We start from the raw sequence: 6,730 nt of genomic DNA on the forward strand, positions 1-6,730 counted from the left end.
CACACCAGCCGGATACGGCGTGCAGGTAGCGGCCCAGTTCAACAAACGATTATGCGTACTGCGTACGCATGAATACTAAAGCGTTAGAATGCTATTCAATTTCATCATGTTATTTGGCTTAAGAGAATGAAGTTTTTTACTAAGAAATCGGATATACAGTATTCCATCCGCAGAGGCCTATACCAAGAAATACGCTTAATGATGGCTTTTATTGAGCAGCAGAATTACCAACGTGATGATTACACATCAAAGTTCTCAGGTATGCTCGTTAAGGGTGGAGGTGGCATTTATAGTAATGAATATACTAACCATATATCCGTTTCAAACATAAGTAATGACGAATATGATTTGGAATCTACTTTTAAAAAGGATTTGCCTAATTATATTAAAAAGTCTCAAGTATTAATGTTATGGGCAATGTTGGAGGATACACTTGGATATATTGTGCGTGAACTTAGTAGCCAAGAACAGGTTAGCCCTAGAATCAAAGGAAGACATGAATCTATCTTTATACATTATATTAAATGGCTAGAAGAAATTGATGAGCGGGAACTTATTACTGAAAGTTCAGTACAGTTCTTAGATGGTAATGTAAGAAAAGTAAGAAACTCCATAGTTCATGGTAATCCTTTAGATGTTGTTCATGACGGTTATGAAATAACAGATACTGGAATAGTAATTTCAGATAAATATGTGTGGGAAATTTGCATTGCAATAGATAGTTTAGCATGGCAGATATAAGCAATTCTAACAATGCAAATTAAAAAGGGCGGACAAAAATCAGTTGGCTTTGTTCGTACCTCACAAATTATAGCCAACTAATTTTTGCCGTTTATTTGCGGCGTTAGGTATACCAATGAGTCTGCTGCCAATGGCTGATGCCGTTTCCGATGAAAGGTATAAAAAAGAAGCAAAGAGAATTATTGCTGAAAGGCAGTTGGTTGGGGCGGCCAACGATACCAAATGGAATGAGCTTATTTCTGAGATTCGTGAATTTTCAGAAAAACCTTGTTATCGAACAAAGGTAGTTAACGGTTACATTTCTGGTTGGGATAGCGAATGGTACTATCACTTGCCATTCCCTCTGCTGAGTGTTGAGTGGATTGATATTGATTTGTCTGAAAAGGTTCTAAACCTTATTCAACGCATCGGCTTTGAATTTGAAGCGACAGAATCATTTGTTAGAGTTTGGGGATACTTTCCAAAGTGTTACAAAGAATTTGGTGCAAAGTATACCTAACAAACGCATTAATGAATGGACGTCTAAAGCTTGGCTGACGCTCGTTCCTCGCTAAGTTTAGCTAAGCTTAATCCGCCAAAAACAAAGACACCCAGTCTTATATGTGCCTGTTATGGGTTCATTGGCGACGGATAAAAATGTTTCAGCAAGTAGAAAAGCGGAAAGTTTCAGAAATCGGGCTTTACGGATGAGCAACTTCAGCTCGAACAGTAGTTACTTGGTATTTTGAGGTACAGTTAAACGCTGCCTAACTGCGACAGTCATCACTTGAAGTCGGGATAATGACAACTTTACCCGAATAATCGCTCACAATTAGCCAGATTAGGACGTCGCTTTTTTTGCAGGTGTCCACAAAACTCAGTCAAGACATGGCGCCTGCCAAGTGCACCGTGGAACACTTTGGTAAATCGTGTGGTGAGTTTCAGCCAGTTTTCAGGCTGTATTTGCAATCTGGCGAGGAAAGGTTGGGCATTGCAGATGTGGCCTCGCTTATCTGCACGAATGGAAAAAAGCGAAGTCACCCAGCATTAGCTGTTCTTATTACGGGTCCTTAAGCAATGAACACACGTGCTACTACAAATGAACAAGCGAAAAGCTTCAGGAATCAGGCTTTGCGGATGAGCATTTTCAGTTGAAGCAGTAGTTATTTGATATTTTTGGCACGGTTAAGCGCTGCCAGGGTACGACAGTCATCACTTGAATTTAGGATAATGACAACTCTATCCTAATAAACGTTCACAATTAGCCAGATTAGGGCGCCGCTTTTTTTGCAGGTGCTCACAAAATTTAGTCACGGTTTGCTGTCTGCCGACTGCACCGTGGAACATTTTGGTAAATCGCGTGGTGAGTTTTAGCCAGTTTTCAGGCTCTATTTGCAATCTGGCGAGGATAGGTTGGGCATCGCAGATGTGGCCTCGCTTGTTTGCACGAATGCATCGGCCTGTTAGTTCAACCAGTTCAATATAGTATTCAAGCTCAAAGGGCAAACCTTTGGGCATGTTTTGCCTGGGGTTGCCAGCAAAGCGCAGAAGGCTCTTTGGTTGTTTGCCGCGCTGTGCGTGTTCAATGCGTTTTTTGATACTGGTGAACTCGGAGGTTTCTGGTGTGGCGGCCATTTTAGCCCGGATAGGGTTGAGGTCAACGTAGGCTATGCAGGCGGCAAGGGCAGCTTCATCGAGCAATGCCTGAGACTTAAACCGGCCTTCCCAGAACCGACCTGTACAGCCATCTTCTTTATTGGCTCGGCGAGCAATGTCTTCGTTGAGTACGCGCATAAACCAGCTGATGCTTGAAAGTCTTTCGCGGTATTTGTCGATAATATCGTCGAGCATAATGCGTTCTGACGAGGTGAGTTCGTTACCTTCCACGAATTTGTGTGTCAGCCAGTTTCCCTTAAACAACTTGTGCCATCGGATAGCGATTGCCTTGTCAGATAGTCGATTGGCTTTTGTGTCATCAACATACATAACAATGTGAGTATGGTTGCTCATTACAGCGTAAGAGCAGATGTCGATGCAGAAAATGGATGCAAGCAAAAGTAACTTTTTTTCAACCCATTAACGACGATGTTCATAAGATTGGCCTGTTAACGGGTCTTCACCGCATAAAAAGGCTCTCCTGACACAGCGAGAGATGCAGTGGTAGTATTTCGTGTCAACTAAACTGACCTGGCTTTTCCGTGCCGCTGGCATTTGCTTCGTCCTTATCCTTGGAGCAGAGTAACAGCATAGGCGAGGGGAGTATGACAGACAAGTTTTTGGTTGGGTGTCTGTCATTTTTGGGATTAGCGCCACACGTCAGGCGAGCATGAAAGCGGTAATTAGCAAGCCGATCGTTATGCATGGCAGTGTTGCCAAGCAGTCGGTCCATACGTTTAATGTTGTGCTTGGCAGCGACAGAGCCATTCATATTTCGCCCCAGCTCTGTAAGAGACAGTTGATTGCTATCGAGCAAAGTCTCAGTTGCCAACATTAATGATTCAAGGCGCCGGGCATGAATATGGGGGCAGTTTTTTCTGAGCATATCGTGTAGGATAGTGATATCACGCATGGTGTTGTTATCTGGTTAGTTTTTGGCGAAATAAATTGGTTCAAACAATGCCGTGCGTGTCCATCATATTGATTTTAAATATGATTATCTGGGGATTCCTCAGAGTAAGGCGTTATGTGACAAGAGGAAATTTCGCTATGTCTACACCACAGGGGATTTCAGAAACAGCGGTACGAGCGTGGTATATGTATGTAAATGAGGTCATTGGGACTCTAGCTTTAACATCAGCTTTTACCGCGCTACAGTTTAAAGAACACTCAGCTGAAGTGGCTACCTTTCTTTTGTTCTATATAATGCTACTGCATTTCTCAATGGCGGCCAAACGACGAATCAGGTTTCATCAAGATAGGCTATCTCGAATAAAAGGGTCACTTTCTACAACTATAGAAGCATTATTAGGAACGTTGTTCTTATTAATTGGTGTTATTGCTTTAACTTTTGTTGCTTTAGGCTTTGATCTGACATATGTAAAAGGATGGTCTTTGGAAATGCTTGTATTCCGTGGAAATATTACATAACAAAGCGTTTAAGACAGATTTGCAACGCTCGCATTTTCGGTTTGATTCAGCTTTAGTGTTTAAGGCACAATGGTTTAGGTTAGGTGGTCTGCATTGCTCACTGCTTAACGCGGCGTTAGGCAGAGTAAATTAGAAAAAAGGAGAATGCAAAATGAGAATGGTATTACTTTCTTTAACATTGTTATTGGTCAGTGGATGCGTTTCAATTCCACCTCAGGCGGTTACTTCTCAAGCGTTGATAGTTATAGGTATTGAATCAGCCAAAAATAATCAGATCAAGATTATTAATGCTTATGCTGATGACCAAATCTCGCAAGTAGAGAATCTTATGAAGAACTTCGTAATTGACGATGTTATTGCCTCTGAGCTAAACGGAAGGTCTGCATTGCCTGCAGACGAAGTTAGAGCGCTCCTAGTTGAGTATGCCGAAGATTTAAGAGCTGAAATATCAAAAATTGAATCTAGCCGTCAATCGTTGCTGAAAGAAACAGAAATTGGTTATGGTCAATTAATAGAATTAGCGAAGGCAAACCACGATTTTTTAAAGACAGCTCATGATGCAGCAACTATTCAAAACGATCTAATTGATAAGTACAAAGAAAAACTCAAAGAAGTAGAAAAGAAAGTTGAAGATTACATAAATAATGAGGGATAGAGTTATGGGAAGGTTTAGCAATCGATTAAATGAAGTGGCGGGAAATTCACGTTTTACACAATTAGAGCTTGAGTCGATCTTTTCTCCCGAAGAGGAAGAAACTATTTTAGAGGTGAAAGAGGCTTTGGCTTCTGCTGCCGATGATAATGAGGCAACGATAAAAATTCAAGCCATGGGTGAAAAAGCAATTAAAGTTCTTACGAAACTTGGTAAGAAAGCATTGCTGGGATAATTGCCCAGCAAACAAAGTCAGCGGATGCTTCGCACCGCTGCTTTGGGTATTAGGCAGGTTAAGCAAGCACAGGGAACCATGAATATCGAGTTACTCGGAATATCAAGTGATCAATTAGAACCATCAACTTCAGGTTACCCTTGTGATTTGGAAGAGTTTGATGTTCTCATAGAGTTAGACTTGTGCTTTGAAAATCATCAAGCCGATAGCGTGTTTTTTGAATTCTATGTGGCCTCTCACAAAGCGATTGAAAATCGGACTATTAACTCATTTATGCCACCGACATTGGTGCTTGAAGAGTTTGATTGGAATGTTATTAAGCGTCATATTTCAAAGTTACTTTTACAAGCAAATGGCAGTAATTCCTGGGCAGAAGTTGCTACAAGGCTTTCTGGCCAAATTCGGCCAGCTAGTTTGAGTTGCTTTCCGTTCTAGGTATATCTAACAAGGCAGATTAAAAGTGCGGACAAAAATAGTTGGCTTTGTTCGTGCCTCACAAATTTTAGCCAACTATTTTTAGCCGTTTATTTTCGACGTTATATTTTAAAAGGGTTTCGATGAAATTTCTATTATTACTACTTGCATTGCCGTTCAGTGTTTTTGCTCAAGAACAGAAAGTTAATCCTGAAATCTCGAAGAAAATAGAATCAATTCGAAAGTATTCTCCTCTTTTAGGGGAATGGGAAGGAAGATATTTCATTAAAAGTGCACCTGATGAGCTACTAGGAGTTATGGCTAAAGATGGAAGTGATAAAACAGGTATCGGGATCAAGATTATCCTTAAAGAAAAATATACCGAAGTCTATTTTAAATATACATCCAAATCTGATTGGGAAAAATCTGACGCTAACATACAAGTAGTTCCTGATAAACTGGGTTGGCATGTTTATCTTACTAGAGAAGGCGGTAATTGGTTAGAGCGCATTTGGCTTTCCATTGCACGTATCGAAGAAAAGACGGGAGCATTAACTGTTACAAGAACCGTTCATAATTGGTATAACACCGAAAATTCAGGAGCTCCAGATTATTATTATATGTTTGGTACTGGCGTTTTAAAAAAGATAACAAGCTGCTCGGGTCGGGGCTGCTAATGTTTGGCTCTGTTTCACTTCGCTACACATTTTAGCAAAATATTACCATCCCCTTAACGACGGCGTTATATGGCGTGATCATGGATAGCATTACATTCGAAAAAATTCCGAAAAATCATATCAACGATGTCGTTGAACTATTTAATTTTCTCAAAAAAGCTAAAATCGAGAATAACTTCGATGCATGCCAACTGATTGAAAAGTTAGGTGATAAGTATCACACTATTTTTATTCATACCAAACAAGAAAGTGATGAATGGCTAGCTAAGTGGAAATTGAATAACACAATCGAAATGCCATGGGATTTTGGCTCTTGGGTTGATGCAATTAAAGAATGCGAAGTTGAACTTATCTCCATAAATATAAACAATGATGGCACTGGTAAAATCTTTTTTAATCAGCTTTGCCATCCTACTGTTGGAATAGAAGCATTGGCGGAAATTGTTCTTATTTATAAAGCAGGTAATGTCGTTATAAATGCCATATAACATGCCAATACAGTGAAGGGATTGCTAACAGCTTGCTCGGTTCCGCTTCGCTGCACATGTTAGCAAGTAGTTATCAGCTCTTGGTGGGGGCTTTATAAGTAAGAGGAGGTATCGTGCTTGAATGGGATGAAGCAGAATTCATAGGAATACTGGAAGTTACTCCTGAAGTTATTGAAGATGAAGGTGGCGGCCCCTTTTATGTCTTCAACGTTTCTAATAATGGGGTTGTATTAGAGTTAACCGTTTTTCCGTTCGAAGAAGATATCAGGTTTAGGTTGTTCAGAAGTGGTGAACACCACCCCCTATTGGAGTACCAAATTCAGGGGTGCAAATTTGCCAGGCATCACATTGACACAAGTAAGAACAGCTACCTATCATTCGTAAGTAAAACAGGTGTAGAGGTTACTGTAACCGCTAAACCAGATATACAGGTATTATTTGCTTTGACCTGAACCAG

General features: G+C 40.5%; 10 protein-coding genes and 2 pseudogenes. 9 read left to right on the forward strand and 3 right to left on the reverse strand.

Annotated features, from left to right (window positions below; genetic code table 11):
• Positions 1–198: 198 nt before the first annotated feature.
• Both TW77_RS23800 and TW77_RS23805 read left to right on the forward strand, forming a co-directional pair.
• Complete coding sequence (locus TW77_RS23800; protein ID WP_156158758.1) at positions 199–741, forward strand: hypothetical protein; 543 nt, start codon at positions 199–201, stop codon at positions 739–741.
• A gap of 115 nt (positions 742–856) precedes the next feature.
• Positions 857–1,240, forward strand: a complete 384-nt coding sequence (locus TW77_RS23805) for a DUF6678 family protein (RefSeq protein WP_046007464.1) — start codon at positions 857–859, stop codon at positions 1,238–1,240.
• Positions 1,241–1,530: 290 nt separating this feature from the next.
• Here TW77_RS23805 and TW77_RS25890 read toward each other — a convergent pair.
• The 3 genes and pseudogenes from TW77_RS25890 to TW77_RS24995 form a co-directional block, all read right to left on the reverse strand.
• A pseudogene (locus tag TW77_RS25890) lies at positions 1,531–1,743 on the reverse strand (transposase); the annotation flags it as partial.
• Positions 1,744–1,959: 216 nt separating this feature from the next.
• On the reverse strand, positions 1,960–2,775 hold the full coding sequence (locus TW77_RS23810; protein ID WP_240479547.1) for a transposase: 816 nt from the start codon (positions 2,773–2,775) through the stop codon (positions 1,960–1,962).
• Positions 2,776–3,019: 244 nt separating this feature from the next.
• Positions 3,020–3,289, reverse strand: a pseudogene (locus TW77_RS24995) (IS4 family transposase); the annotation flags it as partial.
• Positions 3,290–3,426: 137 nt separating this feature from the next.
• Here TW77_RS24995 and TW77_RS23820 point away from each other — a divergent pair.
• From TW77_RS23820 to TW77_RS23850, 7 genes are all read left to right on the forward strand, one after another.
• Positions 3,427–3,807: a hypothetical protein gene (locus tag TW77_RS23820; protein ID WP_046007465.1), complete on the forward strand. Its 381-nt coding sequence runs from the start codon at positions 3,427–3,429 to the stop codon at positions 3,805–3,807.
• A 151-nt stretch (positions 3,808–3,958) separates the two neighbouring features.
• Positions 3,959–4,462 carry a hypothetical protein gene (locus TW77_RS23825; protein ID WP_046007466.1) on the forward strand — a complete coding sequence of 168 codons (504 nt, stop codon included), beginning with the start codon at positions 3,959–3,961 and terminating at the stop codon, positions 4,460–4,462.
• A 4-nt stretch (positions 4,463–4,466) separates the two neighbouring features.
• Entirely contained in the window at positions 4,467–4,694 is a 228-nt protein-coding gene (locus TW77_RS23830; protein ID WP_156158759.1) for a hypothetical protein, read from the forward strand.
• The gene (locus TW77_RS23835; protein ID WP_162197992.1) at positions 4,695–5,129 is read left to right on the forward strand and encodes an Imm8 family immunity protein; all 435 of its coding nucleotides are present in this window, start codon (positions 4,695–4,697) and stop codon (positions 5,127–5,129) included.
• 122 nt (positions 5,130–5,251) lie between these two features.
• Entirely contained in the window at positions 5,252–5,785 is a 534-nt protein-coding gene (locus TW77_RS23840; protein WP_046007469.1) for a hypothetical protein, read from the forward strand.
• 80 nt (positions 5,786–5,865) lie between these two features.
• On the forward strand, positions 5,866–6,273 hold the full coding sequence (locus TW77_RS23845) for a hypothetical protein (protein ID WP_046007470.1): 408 nt from the start codon (positions 5,866–5,868) through the stop codon (positions 6,271–6,273).
• A gap of 113 nt (positions 6,274–6,386) precedes the next feature.
• Entirely contained in the window at positions 6,387–6,725 is a 339-nt protein-coding gene (locus TW77_RS23850; RefSeq protein ID WP_046007471.1) for a hypothetical protein, read from the forward strand.
• The last annotated feature ends 5 nt before the right edge of the window (positions 6,726–6,730 follow it).

This window comes from Pseudoalteromonas rubra (assembly GCF_000967655.1).
In the GTDB taxonomy this organism is placed as follows: domain Bacteria; phylum Pseudomonadota; class Gammaproteobacteria; order Enterobacterales; family Alteromonadaceae; genus Pseudoalteromonas; species Pseudoalteromonas rubra_A.